The following is an 18,921-nucleotide window of genomic DNA, read 5'->3' as shown; positions in this document are numbered from 1 at the left end:
AGTAAATCGTGGGTTTAAAATTGGTCGTCATGTCCTAGCACAATATGACGACCAATCAGTTATTATTTATCAGGCTATCATCCAGCTATTACTAAATTTGCCGTTTAATACGTTATTTTGACTGTGCAGAATTGATTACAGAACGCGAGACAGTTTACTCTGTGTTTAATAGCAAAATGCACTCTTAAGCTGAGATTATCTGCCTGGACTGAATAGTTTTATATGAGAATTGCCCTATTTACCGAAACCTTTTTACCCAAGGTTGACGGCATTGTAACGCGCCTGCGCCATACTGTCGATCATCTCCAGCGCAGTGGTAATCAAGTATTAGTGATTGCCCCTGATGGAGGGATCGCAGAACACAAAGGCGCTAAAGTTTACGGCGTTACTGGCTTTCCTCTGCCATTGTATCCAGAATTGAAAATGGCACTTCCCCGCCCAGCCATTGGTTACGTCTTAGAAGAGTTTAAGCCTGATATTATTCATGTCGTGAATCCAGCCGTTTTGGGTTTGTCTGGTATATTTTATAGCAAAATCCTCAAAATACCCTTGGTGGCCTCTTATCATACCCATTTACCCCAATATCTCCAGCATTACGGCTTGGGGATGTTGGAAGGTTTTCTTTGGGAACTACTGAAAGGCGCTCATAATCAAGCAGCTTTGAATCTGTGTACCTCCACAGCAATGGTGGAGGAACTGACAGCACACGGTATTGAACGTGTAGATTTATGGCAGCGTGGGGTGGATACAGAATTATTTCACCCCGATTTAGCTAGTGTAGAGATGCGATCGCGTCTATCACAAAATCATCCAGAAAGTCCATTGCTACTTTACGTTGGGCGACTTTCCGCTGAAAAAGAAATTGAGCGTATTAAACCAATTTTAGAAGCAATTCCCGAAGCGCGGTTGGCATTGGTTGGAGATGGGCCGCACCGTCAAGCATTGCAAAAACACTTTGCTGGCACAAACACTTATTTTGTTGGCTATCTTATGGGGCAAGAGTTAGGTTCTGCCTTTGCGAGTGCTGATGCCTTTATCTTTCCTTCCCGTACAGAAACACTAGGCTTAGTGCTACTAGAAGCGATGGCTGCTGGCTGTCCCGTGGTAGCAGCCCGTTCTGGGGGGATTCCCGATATTGTCACAGATGGGGTAAATGGATATCTTTTTGAGCCAACAGCAGATGTTCAAGGAGCGATCGCTGCTACTGTTCGACTCTTAGAACAAAAACAACAACGAGATATCATCCGTCAAAATGCCCGCCAGGAAGCAGAAAGCTGGGGTTGGGCAGCTGCTACCAGGCAGCTACAAGATTACTATCAAAAGGTGATATTTTCTGAACAGTTGGCAAAATAAGGTAGTGGGGAGATGAGAATAACCATGCCCTATGCCCAAAATCTAAAATCTAAAATTCCGATGAGCGAAACAGACTCATGATACAAGCCCATTTATTTATGGGGATTATTAATTTTGAATTTTGAATTTTTAATTCGGAGCGAAGCAACGTGACACTCCCCAACTCTGGCAGCGTCTTGGCTACATTAACTGAACTGACTCAAGTTAATCGCGCTCATGCCCTACTGCGTCGCGTCAAAGACTTATCTGTTAATGAATTTGTTTGCTTACTCGACTTTATAACTGCTGAGTTCCAGCAATTTCTGAGAGCTATTGAACTGATCAATAATGAAGCTCTAGAAACTATGTTGGAGAAAGTATTAGAAGCTATCACACTTAAAATTGGTCAAATTCTCCAAGCAGAACATACAGCTATTTTTTTAGTTGATTATGACAAAGGTCAACTGTGGTCAAAAGTTCCTCAAGATAATACCCAAAAATTCTTAGAAATTCGTACTCCCATTACAGTGGGTATCCCTGGACATGTTGCTAGTACAGGTCAATATCTCAATATATCTGAAACTTATACTCATCCCCTATTTAGCCCAGAACTTGAAAAACAAATGGGCTACAAAATCCGTAATATTTTATGTATGCCCGTTATCAGTAGCAAAAACCAGACTGTAGCGGTAGTGCAACTAGCTAATAAAACTGGGAATGTTCCGTTTAATCATGATGATGAAGAACGTTTCCGAGACTTTGCGGCTTCGATTGGTATTATCCTGGAAAGCTGCCAATCTTTTTATGTAGCAGCTCGTAATCAAAGAGGCGCAACGGCTTTGTTGCGGGCAACTCAGACACTGGGGCAAAGTTTAGATTTAGAAGCAACTTTGCAGATAGTCATGGAACAAGCTCGCATTTTAATGCAAGCAGACCGCAGCACACTGTTTTTATATCGTAAAGAGCTAAACGAACTCTCGACGAAAGTTGCAGTGGCAGCAGATGGCACAAACTTGATAGAAATTCGCATTCCCGCTAACCGTGGTATAGCGGGATATGTAGCTTCTACTGGTGAAGCCTTAAATATTTCCGATGCTTATAAAGACCCCCGCTTTGACCCGACTATAGATCAAAAAACTGGTTATATAACTCGTAATATCTTATGTTTACCAGTATTTAATTCTGCAAATGAATTGATTGGTGTTACACAATTAATTAATAAGCAACAAAACAGTTTTACTGCTTCTGATGAAGAGTTTATGCGGGCTTTTAACAATCAGGCAGGAATTGCCTTAGAAAATGCTCGGCTGTTTGAAAATGTGCTGTTAGAAAAACAGTATCAAAAAGATATTTTACAAAGTCTATCAGATGCTGTGATATCTACAGATATGGCAGGACAGATTGTCACGATTAATGATGCAGCTCTAGAGTTGCTGGGTTGTCCGATAGGAGACGCTAATAGTAAAAACAGCAAACTTTTGTGGGAACAAAATTTGATTGGTCGCCTAGTTTGGGAAGTTGTGCCAATTGAAAATCTCCAAATGCGACTAGAAGATAGTCTCAAAACTGGAGCTAAACATTATGTGCCAGAGCAAAGTTTGATGCTGGGACTTTATCAAGTGCTGAGTCCTGAGTGCCGATTACTGACCGAAACTCAGCACGGGCTAAACCCTAGCTATCCGCTAACACCACTCAGCACTCAGCACTCAATTTTAGCAGTGCGCGATCGCACTAACCCCGATATTTTTATTCCCTGGAATCAACCTCTGACTCCCCAATCTGAGTTTCTCACGTCTGATGAGGTACAAACATTAGAGCGCAATATCAATCTTACTGTTAATCCTTTGACTAACCCAGAAGGCGGTGTACGCGGTGGTTTGGTGGTCTTAGAAGACATTACTCAGGAAAAACGGATGAAAACTACCATGTCCCGCTACCTGACACCCCATGTAGCGGAACAAGTTATGGCACTGGGGGAAGATGCTTTAATGGTAGGCGAACGGAAGGAAGTAACTATCTTGTTTTCTGATATCCGAGGCTACACAACACTTACGGAAAATCTTGGTGCAGCTGAGGTGGTATTGCTGCTCAATCAATATTTTGAGACGATGGTGGAGGCGGTTTTTAACCACGAAGGCACTCTCGACAAATTTATTGGTGATGCCTTAATGGCGGTATTTGGCGCACCGCTACCATTGACAGAAAATCATGCTTGGAGGGCTGTGCAGTCAGCGTTAGATATGAGACGCCGCTTAGAGGAATTTAACCAACGGCGAATTATCCAGGCGCAGCCGCGAATTCGTATTGGCATTGGAATTAGTTCTGGGGATGTGGTTTCGGGTAATATTGGTTCCCGCAAACGGATGGATTACACCGTCATTGGAGATGGTGTAAATTTAAGTTCGCGTTTGGAAGCGGTAACTAAAGATTACGGTTGTGATATTGTTTTAAGTGAATTTACTCATCAATTGTGCAGCGATCGCATTTGGGTGCGCCAGTTAGATAAAATCCGAGTCAAAGGTAAACACCAAGCAGTGAATATCTACGAGTTAATTGGCGATCGCACTACTCCCCTAGATGCCAACACTCAAGAGTTTTTATTTCATTATCATACTGGACGGGATGCCTATTTATCGCGCAACTTCTCACAAGCGATCGCCTGTTTTGAAGCCGCCAAATCTATCCAACCCCAAGACCAAGCTGTTGATATCCACCTAGAGCGTGCGCGTAATTATCAACAAACGCCGCCTCCAGAGTCCTGGGATGGTGTCTGGACAATGCTTACTAAGTAGTCATTGGTCATTGGTCATTTGTCATTTGTCAATTCTCAATGCCCCGTATCCCATTCCCCATTCAATCTTTAGCCTCTCCCTGGTCATCTTGAAACGGATCTTCGCCAATTCCTAGCTCTTTTTTTGAGCGTTTCAACTGTTTCCACAGATCCTTTATTTGTTCGTAAGCTGCACCTGGAGGCACTTTTCCGCCTGTTTCTAAGTTGCAAATGTAACTTACCCGTTGAGCAAATTCCTGGAGATTTGCATTAAAAACCAAGTTTTCTGGCTTCACCTGACCGTAGTAGCGACCGCGAGGGAAGAGAAAATCATCCTTGTTCACTATTTTTTTGTCCATTTATTCAACTCACCTTGTGTTTGAGTGTCTGAAGCTGAATCACTAGCTAACCTAATCTTCTTTTGTCAAACTGGGGGAAATCAAATCATCCAACTCCTTTTCCAATTGGTGATGCAGAAATTGGTTGATTTAGATACTAGAGGATAAAGCTTAAAATACTTTAGTGTTGTAAATATTACAAAAAACTTTGCCCTAAATTATCTAGAGAAAATATTTGATTTTCCTCCCTGTTCTAAATTTATTTCATCTTAATTTATGAAGTTCAAATTGTAATTAACTTTAGCCAAAACCTTGAGGTACAAATTATCACATATCAGTATCTCTTAATAACTTTATTTTACAAAAAATTATTACAATCATGATAGTAAAACTACTTAGGTAAACATACTATATACAAAGTTAATTGTCCTCTATTAAAAGTTAGATATTTAGTTCTAAATCTTTGGCAACTGGCTATTAAACAGCGATTGAGCAGAGAAAACTGGTTTGGGCATAGGTTATTAGTTATTTAACCCTGCCCCAGCTTCCTCTTAAATAGTCACCAATGGCTAATAGTTAATAACTAAAGATAAAATGGTGAAGCTTCAAAGGACAATTTTTGTCCATCGCCTAAAACACTACCTGCCACCATGTCTGTTAATTCTAAGTTATACGAAGGCAAAGCGAAAATTCTTTATACAACGGACGATCCAGAAGTCTTGTTGGCTGATTTTAAAGACGATGCCACGGCGTTTAATGCCCAAAAGCGTGGCAACATCGAAGGGAAAGGAAAAATTAATTGTAGCATTTCTAGCCAGCTTTTTAAACAGTTGGAGGCCTATGGTATAAAGACTCACTTTATCGATAGTCCTGCCCCGAATCAAATGCGGGTGAGGGCAGTAAAGATTTTACCCTTAGAAGTAGTGATCAGAAATATTGCTGCTGGCAGTCTGTGTCAGCAAACAGGTTTACCAGTGGGTACAATTCTGAAACAGCCTTTGGTTGAATTTTATTACAAAAACGATGAATTAGGAGATCCTTTGTTGACACGCGATCGCCTGTACCTGCTAGAACTAGCGACTGCGGAACAAGTAGACGCAATTACACATCTTGCATTGCAAATCAATGAATTTCTCAATAACTTTTGGCAGCAGTGTGGCATTACCCTAGTAGACTTCAAACTAGAGTTTGGTTTGGACTCACAACAGCAGTTACTCTTGGCAGATGAAATTAGCCCCGATACCTGTCGTTTATGGGATACCGCAGAAAAGGACTCAAACCGCCGGGTAATGGACAAAGATCGCTTTCGCCGAGACTTAGGAAATGTAGAGGATGCTTACCAGGAGGTTTTACAAAGAGTGCTAAAAGCAGTAGAAACTATAAGTTAACCAGGTAACAACCAAAAGGTGAGAAGGAATTATATTTAACTTTTGCCTTTTGCCTTTTGCCTTGTAAAGTAAAAAAGCAAAAGAAAAAAATTATGTTTTGAAATTTTACCTTTGGCATAAGGGCATTATTGCCTTGTGATGGTGTGTGTGTGGTCGTGAAGAGGAATATAAGTAAAATGCGTTTATCTCCCGTATTGCTGGCAGCAGTAGCAATTGCAGCCCCTTTGGGTGGCTCATTGAATGCGAATGCAGAAACTGCCAACAATTCCAAACAGACAACAGAAGTTTTGACACTAGAAAAAAATCAGCATTCAGAAAAGAACACTGGTCAGGTTAACTCTAGTAAAAGTCTAGAATCTCAACCTAAATCTACAGCAACTATAGAGGCAGAGCGTCCCCAATCCCGCGTCGTCGCGATTTACCCTGCCAACCCAGCAGCAAGCGCGACCCCAAAGGTAATTGTGCCAACCTCCACAACGCCAACAACTGCACAAACGCCTGAAATTAATCCCAGTCCTACTCAACAGCCGTCTCCGGCTCCAGACATTCCACCGCCAGAAATTCAAGAACCAACGCCTTCCCAAACTCCTGAGACCACTCCAGGTCCAGAAAATGTTAATCCACCGACAACGGAACCTTTATTACCCACCACTCCAGAACCATCAGTCGCTCCAGACATTCCCCCCCCAGCTAGTCAACAAAGAACACCTGCGCCATTCCCAGGCGTTACTCCCAGTCCGCAGAATGTAAATCCACCGACAACTCCGGGCAATACTCCATTCCCAGGCACTACTCCTAGTCCGCAGAATGTAAATCCACCGACAACGCCGGACAATACTCAACCCAACACAGCCCCAGAAGCCAACGATCCCCGCGTACTGGTATCAGAAGTTGTAGTTAGATCCCTAGCTGGCCAACTATCACCAGAACTGGAAAGCCAAGTTTACAGAGTAATTCGTACCCAACCAGGACAAACAACCACCCGCAGCCAACTGCAAGAAGATATTAACGCCATCTTTGGCACTGGCTTCTTCTCCAACGTCCAAGCAGCGCCAGAAGATACCCCCTTGGGAGTGCGGGTAAGCTTTGTTGTCCAGCCTAATCCCGTTCTCAGCAAAGTAGAAGTGCAAGCCAATCCTGGCACTGGTGTCCCTTCTGTACTCCCAGCTAACACTGTGGATGAAGTCTTTCGGGAGCAGTATGGCAAAATTCTCAACTTGCGTGATTTGCAAGAAGGCATCAAGCAGTTAAACAAGCGGTATCAAGACCAAGGTTACGTCCTAGCTAACGTGATTGGAGCGCCACAAGTCTCTGAAAGCGGGGTTGTTACCTTACAAGTAGCAGAAGGGGTAGTAGAAAACATTAGAGTCCGGTTCCGTAACAAGGATGGACAAGAAACAGACGAGAAAGGACAACCAATTCGGGGACGGACACAGGAGTACATCATTACCCGAGAAGTGGAGTTGAAGCCAGGACAAGTATTCAATCGCAACACAGTGCAAAAAGACCTACAGCGCGTGTATGGACTAGGACTGTTTGAAGATGTGAACGTGTCCCTTGACCCTGGTACCGACCCCAGCAAGGTGGATGTAGTAGTGAATGTAGCTGAACGCAGCAGCGGCTCTATTGCGGCTGGGGCAGGGATTAGTTCTGCTAGCGGACTTTTTGGAACAGTTAGCTATCAACAGCAAAACCTGAACGGTAGAAACCAAAAACTGGGGACAGAAATACAGGTGGGAGAACGGGAACTGCTGTTTGACGTGCGGTTTACCGACCCCTGGATCGCAGGAGATCCTTACCGGACTTCCTACACAACCAATATTTTCCGTCGCAGTTCTATTTCGTTGATTTTCGATGGTAAAGATGAAGATATTAGGACGTTTGATCCGGGTAATCCCACCGATGTAGATTCTCAGGATCGCCCCCGGATTCTCCGTGTAGGTGGTGGTGTTACCTTTACCCGTCCCCTCTCTGCAAATCCCTATAAAACTTCTGTCTGGACCGCCTCAGCGGGTTTACAGTATCAACGAGTTTCTGCTCGTGATGCTGACGGCAATCTGAGAAAAACAGGAGCGGTATTTGATGATGATACTGGAAACCGCCTCAGTGATGAAATTCCACTGACCCTCTCTAGCGGCGGTCAAGACGATTTACTACTGTTGCAAGTAGGGGCACAGCGCGATCTCCGTAATAACCCCCTGCAACCCACTAGTGGTTCTTATCTCCGCTTTGGAGTCGATCAGTCAGTCCCTGTGGGGCTAGGCAACATCTTCCTGACCAGATTCCGGGGTAGCTACAGCCAATATTTACCCATTAAGCTGATTAGCCTCAGCAAAGGGGCACAAACCTTAGCATTTAACCTGCAAGCAGGAACCATCATTGGAGACTTACCTCCCTACGAAGCTTTTACCCTTGGGGGTAGTAACTCCGTCCGGGGTTATGAAGAGGGAGCATTAGGTAGTGGACGCTCTTATGTGCAAGCATCAGTTGAGTATCGGTTTCCAGTTTTTTCAGTAGTTAGTGGGGCACTATTTTTTGATCTCGGTAGTGACCTGGGAACTAGTACTAGGGCTGCTGAAGTGTTGAACAAAAATGGCAGTGGCTTCGGCTATGGTCTTGGCGTTCGCGTCCAATCTCCACTGGGGCCGATTCGGATTGACTACGGTATCAATGATGATGGTGATAGTCGGATTAATTTCGGTATTGGCGAAAGGTTTTAATTAGTCGTTTGTCATTAGTCATTGGCCATTAGTGAATCACAAAAGACAACTGACAAAGGACAATTAACTTTTTTGGATTAGCTTGCTAATTGTTACATTTACCTCAATACTGTTCCGATAAAGGGATTAATGACATTTTTCAGGGAATATCAGGGATTTTACCAAAACAGGCGATGAACAATACTAAAGGAAATATATTAACTTTTCGGTTATGCGACAACACACTCTAGCAGCCCAAATCACCCAAATAGGGGTGGGACTGCATAGCGGTGTGAATACCCAGGTGCGGATATTACCAGCCGAGGCGGGAAGTGGACGCTACTTTGTGCGGGTGGATTTACCGGATTTGCCAATAATTCCAGCCCAAGTTGCAGCAGTTAGTCACACTGTTCTCTCAACTCAGTTGGGTAAAGGTGAGGTATATGTTCGCACGGTAGAGCATTTGTTGGCAGCACTTTCGAGTATGGGTGTGGATAATGCCCGAATTGAAATTGATGGTCCAGAAGTCCCACTTTTAGATGGTTCAGCAAGTGTGTGGACAGCTAATATTGCCCAAGTTGGCTTAGTCTCACAACCCGTTAACAACCCAGTTCCCTTGGCTATTACAGAACCAATATGGGTCTATCAAGGGGATGCCTTTGTATCTGCCCTCCCAGCACCAGAAACCCGCTTTAGTTACGGTATTGATTTTGACCTGCCCGCTATTGGTAATCAATGGCATAGTTGGTCGCTAATCGCTGAACTAGAAAACGCTTCTGCTAGCTTTGCTACGGAAATTGCTCCTGCGCGTACTTTTGGGTTACTACATCAAATTGAACACTTACAAAAAACAGGGTTAATTAAAGGTGGCAGTTTGGATAATGCACTCGTTTGTGGCCCAGAAGGCTGGCTAAATCCACCGTTGAGATTTGCAAATGAGCCAGTCCGTCATAAAATCTTGGATTTAGTAGGAGATTTGAGTTTACTAGGAACTTTTCCTCGTGCTCATTTTTTAGCGTATAAAGCCAGTCATAATTTACACATTCAACTGGCTCAGAAAATTTTAGATTCGATCTAAAGTTTGCATCCAGGATTATTAAGGCTTTGGATATACGCCTGCCTACTCAACTTTTAGATAAAAAATCAACTACACGGCCAATGTCAATCCTCACTGAAGTGAATACCATCGATACGACTACACCTACATCTACCGAACCACAGGGTATAAATGAGATTACAATCAGTTCTGAGATTAAAACAACTTTCACATCTGAAGAAATTCAGAAATTGCTACCCCATCGCTACCCATTTTTACTTGTAGACAAAATCATTGACTACGTACCAGGTAAAAAAGCTGTTGGGGTTAAAAATGTCACTATCAATGAACCCCATTTTCAAGGACATTTCCCTGAACGTCCACTGATGCCAGGGGTGCTAATTGTTGAATCAATGGCACAAGTTGGAGGCATTGTCCTAACTCAAATGTCTTCGGTCGAAGGCGGGCTGTTCGTCTTCGCTGGTATCGATAAAGTCCGCTTTCGCCGCCAGGTAGTGCCGGGGGATCAACTAGTAATGACGGTGGAACTGTTATGGGTAAAACAACGTCGTTTCGGTAAGATGCAAGGTCGTGCCGAAGTTGATGGTCAACTTGCTTGTGAAGGGGAATTAATGTTCTCTTTAGTTAGCTAAAAGTTTGCTTTCGTGGTATGGGTATAGCCGTGAAATGCCTCTACTGAATCCTGAAACAGGATAACAGTTAAAAAATCCACAATAGCATCTGAATAATTTCTTGATTTTCGCCACCCTCTCTACGAGACGCACTCACAAACACACTTAACTTGCTTTGCCCGACACTTTCGTTCACTGAAATATTTCACACTCAACAACGCCAGTCGCCTCAATGGGGCGGTAGTCGGTATAACTCTCTTAACCAGAGTAACGCGCTGCCTCAAAAACCCCGCCTGGCGCTGGATTATTAAGACAGTTCTGGAGATTCACCCTTGAAAACGCTAATTCATCCAACTGCTGTAATTCATCCGAAATCGGAACTCCACCATACAGTGCAAGTCGGTGCCTATGCTGTGATTGGAGCGCATGTCAAAGTGGGCCCTGAAACAATAATCGGCGCTCATGCAGTGCTAGAGGGGCCTTGTGAAATTGGGGCGCAAAATCAGATTTTTACAGGTGCAGCCATCGGCATGGAACCCCAGGATCTGAAGTTTGTAGGAGAACCAACCTGGGTCAAAATTGGTGATAACAACTTGATTCGTGAGTACGTTACCATTAACCGCGCTACCGGTGCTGGTGAAGCGACGGTAATTGGTGACGGTAATCTGTTAATGGCTTATGTCCATGTGGCTCATAACTGCGTCATTGAAGACCAAGTAGTGATTGCTAACTCTGTGGCGTTGGCTGGTCATGTCCATATAGAATCACGCGCTAGGCTCAGTGGAGTTTTAGGTGTCCATCAATTTGTGCATATTGGTAGACAAGCAATGGTGGGAGGTATGGCACGTATTGACAGAGATGTGGCCCCATATATGCTAGTGGAGGGAAATCCAGCGCGGGTGCGAACCCTCAATCTTGTCGGACTAAAACGGTCTGGTATGGACCCAGCAGATTTACAAATGCTGAAAAAAGCCTTCCGCATTCTCTACCGTTCTGATTTGTCTTTTAAGGATGCTTTGGAACAGTTGGAATTGTTAGGGGATAGCGAAGAATTGCAGCATCTGCGACGCTTCCTTCTACTTTCTCAGATGCCTGGAAGACGTGGCTTGATTCCCAGTAAAGGGAAAAAAGGCGCAAGTGATGAATCGTGAGTTAGGAGTTAGGAGTTAGGAGTTATGAGTTATGAGTTGATAAATTACATTTTTTAACTCTTCACTCCTCATTCCTAACTCTTCACTTTTAATTCCTCACTTCTAATTTCTAACTCCTAACTTTAATTATCAAATGCGGATATTTATCAGCACTGGCGAAGTATCTGGCGATTTACAAGGGTCGCTACTAATTTCAGCGCTGAAGCGTCAAGCTGTGGCGATTGGGTTGGAATTAGAGATTGTGGCGCTGGGTGGCGAAAAAATGGTAGAGGCTGGGGCAACTCTGTTGGGAAATACCAGTAGTATTGGCTCAATGGGTATTCTAGAAGGGCTGCCTTATGTTTTACCGACTCTTCAGGTGCAACGTCAGGCGATCGCTTCCTTAAAGCAAAATCCACCTGACTTGGTAGTGCTGATCGATTATATGACTCCCAATCTGGAAATTGGGACTTATATGAAACAGCATCTACCAGATGTGCCTGTGGTATATTACATTGCTCCCCAAGAGTGGGCTTGGTCAATAAGTTTGCGAAGAACTAACCGGATTATTGGTTTTACAGATAAGCTGTTGGCAATCTTCCCACAAGAAGCCCGTTACTTTCGCGAGAAAGGTGCAAAGGTTAGTTGGGTAGGACATCCTTTGGTTGACCGAATGCAAGATGCTCCTACTAGGGAAGCAGCTCGTGCAACATTAGGGATTGCACCAGAAGAAATTGCGATCGCACTCCTCCCCGCCTCTCGCCGCCAAGAACTAAAATATCTTTTACCAGCAATTTTTCAAGCTGCCCAAACTATTCAAGCTAAATTACCTGAAGTTCGTTTCTGGATTCCCCTATCGCTAGAAGTCTATAGACAGCCAATCGAAGAGGCTGTTAAGCGTTACGGTTTACGGGCAACAGTTATATCAGCTCAACAAATGGAAGTTTTTGCCGCTGCTGATTTAGCCATTAGCAAATCTGGTACTGTCAATCTAGAACTCGCTCTGTTAAATGTGCCACAGGTTGTAGTTTATCGCCTCAGTCGTTTGACTGCGTGGATAGCTCGGAAAATTCTCAAAGGTTCTATAACCTTCGCATCGCCACCTAATTTAGTAGTGATGAAGCCGATTGTGCCAGAATTTTTACAAGAGCAAGCCACAGCAGAAAATATTACCCAAGCAGCGATGGAACTGTTACTCAATCCCAGTCGCAGAGAGCAAACTTTGCTAGATTATGAAGAAATGCGACAAAGTTTAGGAGAAGTTGGGGTTTGCGATCGCGCTGCTCAAGAAATTTTGCAAATGCGACCAAATAATTCGTAATTCGTAGTTCGTAATTCGTAATTAAAAATAGAGAATCAATCAGTTTATTTATGAGTAAAATTAAGTGCAAACCACCTATTTTTGCCGAAACCCGCATTTATCCATAGGGTAATTACGAATTACGTTAGCGTAGCGGTAGCGAGTCCGCGAGCGTCATTATCAATTACGAATTAGATTGGGGTGTCATGGCTTATGAGATGAAAAAACAAAGAGCGATCGCAGTTGACTTATTCGCTGGTGCGGGCGGTATGACTCTTGGCTTTGAGCAAGCTGGTTTTGATGTGCTGGCGTCTGTGGAAATCGACCCGATCCACTGTGCAACACATGAGTTTAACTTCCCTTATTGCTCAGTGTTATGTAAAAGTGTTGTGGATACAACCGGGGAAGAAATTAGGAATCGGTCTGAGATTGGCGATCGCGAAATCGATGTGGTTATTTGTGGCTCACCATGTCAAGGATTTTCCCTAATTGGTAAACGCGCTATTGACGATCCCCGCAACTCTTTGGTGTTTCACTTTCATCGACTGGTTTTTGAACTAAAACCGAAATTCTTTGTGATGGAAAATGTCCGGGGAATAACGGTTGGCGAACATAAACAAATCCTCCAAACATTAATTAGCGAGTTTAGAATTCACGGCTATAAAGTAGAAGAAAATTATAAAATTCTCAACGCTGCAAATTACGGAGTACCACAGTCCCGTGAGAGATTATTTCTCATAGGTGCAAGAGAGGATGTAGAATTACCGAAATATCCTCAGCCGATTACTAAACAACCTTTACTAAATAATTTAAATTCTAAAAAAATATCTGATATTCCATCGAGTCCTACAGTATGGGATGCAATTGGAGATTTACCTGAAATAGAAAAATATCCAGAGTTACTAACAAGAGATTGGGTTATTGCAGACTATGAAAAGCCTAGTAACTATGCTCTTGTACTTCGCGGTATCAAATGCCTAAATGATGATTATTCTTACGAACGAGAATATGATTTGCGAATACTTTCTTCAAGTTTAAGAACCAAACATTCTGCGGAAACTGTTAAACGTTTTCAAGAGACTCAACAAGGCGAAAGAGAAAAAATTAGTCGTTTTCATAAGCTACATCCTGGCGGTGTCTGTAATACTTTAAGAGCCGGAACAGATAAGTATAGGGGTTCCTTCACATCTCCGAGACCGATTCATCCGTCTACGCCGCGCTGTATCACCGTCAGGGAAGCCGCAAGATTACATTCTTACCCCGATTGGTTTAGATTTCATGTAACCAAATGGCACGGATTTCGACAAGTTGGTAACTCTGTACCACCGTTACTAGCCAAGGCTGTAGCGGGAGAAATTATTCGCAGTTTGAATATTTTGCCTTTTAAGCCGAGTTTGGCATACAAGTTGCCAGAGGAGAAGCTATTACAATTTAATATGTCGCAAGCGGCACAGTATTATCAGTGTGAATAGTAAGAATACACTTTGTAATATGTGCAAGGTTGAGCTAAGTCCAAGCACGGAAGAATGTACTATCTTCCCAGATATTAGCAGTCAGTTGTGCGATCGCTGTTAATTCTTCCTTTTTAAGAGGCACAAAAGCTTTCGCTATCTTGACATTATTCTCTAGTTGTGCAATCGTCTCTGCTGCAATTACACAACAATGAACTCCAGGCTGAGACATTGTGTAACCTAAAGCTTGCTCCATACCTGTCAACCCACCTGGTTTAAATAGCCGACCATAAGCCGGGACTTTCATCGCAATCACACCGACATTTTTTTCTTGAGCAACTGGTAAAACCACTGGAATAAATGGACGTGGGTGGTGTTTGTCGGCAGCATTTACAGGTATGAGTGTAGTGTGGAAAGGATAGCGACGTAAGCCTTCGGCAATCACTTGAGGGTCGTGATGTCCGGTGATCCCAGCAAAACGCACCAATTTTTGTTCTATGGCTTCTTCTAAAGCTTTAATTGCGCCAGATGGACTAAATATGGTGTTAAGTTCTTCAGAAAAAGAAACGTGATGCAACTGCCACAAATCGAGATAATCTGTATTGAGACGTTTTAGCGATCGCTCCAATTCTCGCCATGCTCCATCCCTATCTCTTCGATCGGTCTTGCTTGTTAAAAACACTTTTGAGCGATGGGGTGGTAGCACTTTACCTAAATAATCTTCACTTGGCCCATAACTAGCTGCTGTATCAAAGTAGCGAATGCCAAGTTCTAGCGCTCTTTGAATAATTGCTGTAGCATCACCCTCTTTCCCTTCCCAGGATAACGGCGTTTGTCCTGCTCCTCCTAACCCGAAGATCGGAAGTTTTACTTCCGTGCGTCCCAGTACCCGTTCTGGCATAGTTGCTGGCGGTGTTGCTGTGTTGGTAGTATTTTGCTGAAAAGTATTAGTTGCCACAATACCTCCAGTTACAGCAATGCTGGTAATTAAGAAATTACGCCGCGTTTTTCCTTCTGTCATGATTGGCTTAGGGGCGAAATTACTTTTATTATAAAATTTTAGCTAAGAGCAATTAACTGGATATCCTTCTAAAGCATAGATCCAGATGTTGGTATGGAGGTAGAAGTCTACGCCTTGAATAGCATTTATAATTTTAGCGTTACCGATCAAATATATGAAAAGCTCACGCAGAGAGAAATAGAATATTTATCTTTTTTCAACTAGGATTTTATTTTGATAGGAATAGTTGAGCGATGCCTACGGCGGCAAGCAACGCACTCCTTTTTCTAGTTTAGCTTTGAGGTGCGATCGCGTTACTTGCCAGCGACGGCATTTTTTTCAGCGTAGTTGATATTTTTCTGATATTCTATGATTTTTTGCTGGGCTACTACATAATTTGGGCTAGAACATGGCACAGTTTTCATAAGTGCGATCGCACCTTCCCACTGACTCACAACTGTCTTCCACTCATCTGGAGATTTTGCTGATTGAGTCAGGTTAGCTGCATTAATTGCTTTACTTACTGCCTCTCGGAATGTATCAGTTTGGAGTAACACAGTCGGCGATTCTGAAGCTACTGGTGAGGGTGTAACTAATACAGGCTTTGATGGTATTTGTGTTGAACTTTTATAAGTTAGGGGGAGTCTTTCTGAAAATCTTGAATAAAAGTAGATTCCTAGAGAAATTTAAAATATTATAAAAACGAACAACAACTTTTTATTTAAATTACGATCCTTCCGTCGAGACTCGATAATTTTATTTTGTCCCTTATTCGATAAAATATTTGATTTTATTGTGTGTAACCCCATTTCTCCACGCAATCTATTGAGTTCTTTTTCTGTATTTTTCTCTGTATCTAAATTAATGTTTGGTTCACTGATATCTTTTTCTTTGTTGCCAGAATAAGCAGATATTATTCGCTGTTTTACCAAATATTCGATTTGATAAATCAGTGCCCCAGCAGAAATATAGAATAGCCCAAATATTAAGATTAAATTATTAATATTTTCTAGTTGTGTATAGGATTCAATTTGTCTGTCGTAGTCAGGATTAAATAATGGTATAAGTATTATAGAAAATAAAAGTGCTATCAATGTAGAAACTACAATTACAAGCCAAGCGTACAATCCTTCCCACCAACTCATTATTCCTGGTAATAATCCTTGTGTTCTACCTATTTCAGGTGCTTGAGTTTCTGATACAAACTGACTAACAAGTAAATGTAAGCAGTGATGAGTCAAAGAAATTATCGGAATTGGAGATAAAATTAGCAATATTGTAAATATTAAAAATAATTCTGGGCTATGTACGAAATATACGATGTCATAACCTAGCTTTCCAGTATTTTGAACTATAAATATAATGACTCTCAAAAATAGAGTCAAAATCAATGCTTTTAACCAAGAGCTAGGATAAGGAAACCATAAAGGCCAGTAAAACGTTTGTAATTTTTGCCTAACAACTTCCTGATTATTCGGCTGCATCATAACCTATAAATGCAAAAAATAAATTATTGTCTATCTTATGATTCCCCATTGACAGCTATAAGCAACATTATCAGAAATTTTATATTCCTATATTTAAAACTTAGTGAGATTTATTATGCCTCTTGCCAACAAGCCGATTTTAGACTCATCTTCTATATTCTTACGTAAGATAGATTAAACTCTAACGTTCCTTTGTAATCACAGAACTACCATTACTAATGCTTACTTTTTGAATAAAAACGTCAGTACAAGAGGATAAAATATCACTACTGATCTGATTAGCAATAAATTCAAAATCTTGATTTGTTAATCCCTGTGCAGTATCGCCACTTAAATTAATACAAATAGTTAGAATTTGAGGATTGTTAGAAGACTGTTCATTATCTACTGGTTCTAAATCAGTTTCTGCCATGCCCAAATCAAACTCTTTACTCCAAGTCGGAAACTCCTTACCTGTTTGTTGTCCATAAACTTTGACTCTTTCAACAGATGCAGCCCCTAAAGCTATTAACCCTTTGCGGATAAATGCAACTAAAATTTGCTGATTTGGTACTTGGGCAGATTCTAGCATTACCTCTAAGCAAGCATCTTGTAAAACAACTTTTGCGTTGATCCCTTTGGGGTGTAAGTGGCGGTTCATCAGAGATGCGATCGCATCTGCATCTCCCTTTTTTGCAAGTTTTAGAATATTTGGCTGTGTCATAACCAGTAAAAGAGAAAATCTAGAAAAATAAACTTATATTCTCAGGATTCCCTCTTGACAGCCTTAAGTAACATTGTGATGTAAAATATCAACTAACCTGGGCTAAAATGTTTAGTATAAAGATAGTTATTCACAGACTTTTACAAAAATATATTTTCCCTGTCTCAACATCAAAAACTTTTGTTTTTATGCTTGCAAATTAACAAGATTAATATTAATCAGTGAAATTCCAATTTTCAATATGAAATTTTACCGAGATCATGCTTGGCCCTCGACGCTAGAAGAAGCCATAGTTATCCAAGAAACGCTGCAAAATCAAGTAATTACTGAGGATCGACTGCAAGAACCTATCCAGTATGTTGCTGGAGTGGATATGGGTTTTGAAGTTGATGGGACAATTAGCCGTGCCGCTGTCGCAGTCCTGAGTTTTCCTGATTTGCAAGTAATCGAGACAAGCCTAGCACATCGTCCTACGACCTTTCCTTATGTTCCTGGGTTCCTTTCATTTCGGGAAATACCAGCTGTCCTCGATGCCCTGGAAAAGATTAAAACAACACCAGATATCATTCTGTGTGATGGTCAGGGAATTGCTCATCCCCGCAGATTAGGTATAGCTAGCCATTTAGGGTTACTTATAGATATGCCGACAATTGGTGTAGCTAAGTCGAGATTGATAGGTAAGCATGAAGAATTGGCAGAAATCAAAGGCAGCACGCAACCACTAATATATAACGGTGAAACCATTGGGGCAGTTTTGCGATCGCGCACAGGAGTAAAACCTCTTTACATCTCCAGCGGTCATCTAATTAGTTTACCGACAGCGATTGACTATGTATTACGCTGTACGCCCAAATATCGGCTGCCAGAAACTACACGTGTTGCTGATAAATTAGCGTCGGATAGATAAAGCTTGTTGAAGTTTTTTCTAAATACTTGCTTCCACCTACTCAATCATGTTAGGAATCGCACAGAAAGAAGTTGAAGTAGCTAAATACGATTTACAAAGTTAGAACCATGAACACACTAACTTTACAGTGGCACGATGCAGGTCAAGATAAAACTCAGAACATTTACGAACAACAGCCAAGTCAAAATCATGGCACTGTCCGCATCGGTCGCGATCCCCTCCGGTGCGATATTGTTCTGAGTCATCCTACTGTGTCTGGACTCCACGTTGAAATATTTTTTCATCACCAGCAACAGCGCTTTTATATCAGAAATTTGCGATCGCAAAATCCCCCCGTTGTCGATGGACGGCAATTAATCCAAGGTGAAATGCCTTTAACTGAAGGCATTAGTATCACTTTGGGACAAATAAAACTCAACGTTACAAGCGTTTCCACAGGTAGCATTCCAGCAACAATTTTGCTACCACCCAATCCAACAGTAAATCTCGGACATCACCATCACCCACAAACACCCCCCGCACCACCGCCAGGAATTTATGGCTTAGAATGCCCCAAATGTCATAAAGTTTCCCCAGGAGAGAATCTACAAATTGGCTGTCATTGGTGTGGGACATCTTTAGCTGCGGCTGTGAGTGTGTTGGTAGCACGGGGTAGTTGAGCAGGGGAGCAGGGGAGCAGAGGAGCAGCACTTCGGCTGCGCTCAGTGACTGAGGAGCAGGGGAGCAGAAGAAGAATTCCTAACTCTTG

16 protein-coding genes are annotated in these 18,921 nt (G+C 42.3%); 11 read left to right on the top strand and 5 right to left on the bottom strand.

Annotated features, from left to right (window positions below; translation table 11 throughout):
* Positions 1-222 precede the first annotated feature (222 nt).
* Entirely contained in the window at positions 223-1,353 is a 1,131-nt protein-coding gene (locus AC1F2U_RS17810) for a glycosyltransferase family 4 protein (protein ID WP_480262307.1), read from the top strand.
* Positions 1,354-1,502: 149 nt separating this feature from the next.
* Positions 1,503-4,124: a GAF domain-containing protein gene (locus tag AC1F2U_RS17805; protein WP_480262306.1), complete on the top strand. Its 2,622-nt coding sequence runs from the start codon at positions 1,503-1,505 to the stop codon at positions 4,122-4,124.
* A gap of 61 nt (positions 4,125-4,185) precedes the next feature.
* On the opposite strand, the gene AC1F2U_RS17800 is transcribed toward AC1F2U_RS17805, so the two are convergent.
* Positions 4,186-4,461 (bottom strand): DUF7219 family protein, encoded by a 276-nt coding sequence (locus tag AC1F2U_RS17800; protein ID WP_322636799.1) that lies wholly within the window; start codon positions 4,459-4,461, stop codon positions 4,186-4,188.
* 629 nt (positions 4,462-5,090) lie between these two features.
* Between AC1F2U_RS17800 and purC the strand changes: the two genes are divergently transcribed.
* From purC to AC1F2U_RS17765, 7 genes are all read left to right on the top strand, one after another.
* Positions 5,091-5,828, top strand: a complete 738-nt coding sequence (purC, locus tag AC1F2U_RS17795) for a phosphoribosylaminoimidazolesuccinocarboxamide synthase (RefSeq protein WP_480262305.1) — start codon at positions 5,091-5,093, stop codon at positions 5,826-5,828.
* 176 nt (positions 5,829-6,004) lie between these two features.
* Positions 6,005-8,548, top strand: a complete 2,544-nt coding sequence (locus tag AC1F2U_RS17790) for a BamA/TamA family outer membrane protein (RefSeq protein WP_480262304.1) — start codon at positions 6,005-6,007, stop codon at positions 8,546-8,548.
* A gap of 211 nt (positions 8,549-8,759) precedes the next feature.
* Complete coding sequence (gene lpxC, locus AC1F2U_RS17785) at positions 8,760-9,605, top strand: UDP-3-O-acyl-N-acetylglucosamine deacetylase (protein WP_480262303.1); 846 nt, start codon at positions 8,760-8,762, stop codon at positions 9,603-9,605.
* A gap of 80 nt (positions 9,606-9,685) precedes the next feature.
* A complete protein-coding gene (gene fabZ, locus AC1F2U_RS17780) occupies positions 9,686-10,216 on the top strand; it encodes a 3-hydroxyacyl-ACP dehydratase FabZ (RefSeq protein ID WP_289797905.1) in 531 nt (176 codons plus the stop codon).
* Between the two features lie 311 nt (positions 10,217-10,527).
* Positions 10,528-11,346 (top strand): acyl-ACP--UDP-N-acetylglucosamine O-acyltransferase, encoded by an 819-nt coding sequence (lpxA, locus tag AC1F2U_RS17775; protein ID WP_480262302.1) that lies wholly within the window; start codon positions 10,528-10,530, stop codon positions 11,344-11,346.
* 133 nt (positions 11,347-11,479) lie between these two features.
* On the top strand, positions 11,480-12,646 hold the full coding sequence (gene lpxB / locus AC1F2U_RS17770) for a lipid-A-disaccharide synthase (protein WP_480262301.1): 1,167 nt from the start codon (positions 11,480-11,482) through the stop codon (positions 12,644-12,646).
* Between the two features lie 197 nt (positions 12,647-12,843).
* Complete coding sequence (locus tag AC1F2U_RS17765; protein WP_480262300.1) at positions 12,844-14,097, top strand: DNA cytosine methyltransferase; 1,254 nt, start codon at positions 12,844-12,846, stop codon at positions 14,095-14,097.
* Positions 14,098-14,131: 34 nt separating this feature from the next.
* Here the strand turns inward: AC1F2U_RS17765 and AC1F2U_RS17760 are convergent, their stop codons facing one another.
* From AC1F2U_RS17760 to AC1F2U_RS17745, 4 genes are all read right to left on the bottom strand, one after another.
* On the bottom strand, positions 14,132-15,097 hold the full coding sequence (locus AC1F2U_RS17760) for an aldo/keto reductase (RefSeq protein WP_480262299.1): 966 nt from the start codon (positions 15,095-15,097) through the stop codon (positions 14,132-14,134).
* A gap of 293 nt (positions 15,098-15,390) precedes the next feature.
* The gene (locus AC1F2U_RS17755; protein WP_480262298.1) at positions 15,391-15,633 is read right to left on the bottom strand and encodes a hypothetical protein; all 243 of its coding nucleotides are present in this window, start codon (positions 15,631-15,633) and stop codon (positions 15,391-15,393) included.
* A gap of 129 nt (positions 15,634-15,762) precedes the next feature.
* Positions 15,763-16,563, bottom strand: coding sequence for a hypothetical protein (locus AC1F2U_RS17750; protein WP_480262297.1), 801 nt, complete (start codon positions 16,561-16,563; stop codon positions 15,763-15,765).
* Between the two features lie 181 nt (positions 16,564-16,744).
* A complete protein-coding gene (locus AC1F2U_RS17745) occupies positions 16,745-17,266 on the bottom strand; it encodes a hypothetical protein (protein WP_480262296.1) in 522 nt (173 codons plus the stop codon).
* 241 nt (positions 17,267-17,507) lie between these two features.
* On the opposite strand from AC1F2U_RS17745, the gene nfi reads away from it, so the two are divergent.
* Both nfi and AC1F2U_RS17735 read left to right on the top strand, forming a co-directional pair.
* Positions 17,508-18,173, top strand: coding sequence for a deoxyribonuclease V (nfi, locus tag AC1F2U_RS17740; RefSeq protein ID WP_480262295.1), 666 nt, complete (start codon positions 17,508-17,510; stop codon positions 18,171-18,173).
* A 107-nt stretch (positions 18,174-18,280) separates the two neighbouring features.
* Positions 18,281-18,832 (top strand): FHA domain-containing protein, encoded by a 552-nt coding sequence (locus AC1F2U_RS17735; RefSeq protein WP_480262294.1) that lies wholly within the window; start codon positions 18,281-18,283, stop codon positions 18,830-18,832.
* Positions 18,833-18,921: the final 89 nt, after the last annotated feature.

Source organism: Nostoc sp. LEGE 12454 (genome assembly GCF_056620565.1).
Note: the sequence above shows the minus strand (reverse complement) of the source record. Positions and strands in the feature narration are given on the sequence as shown.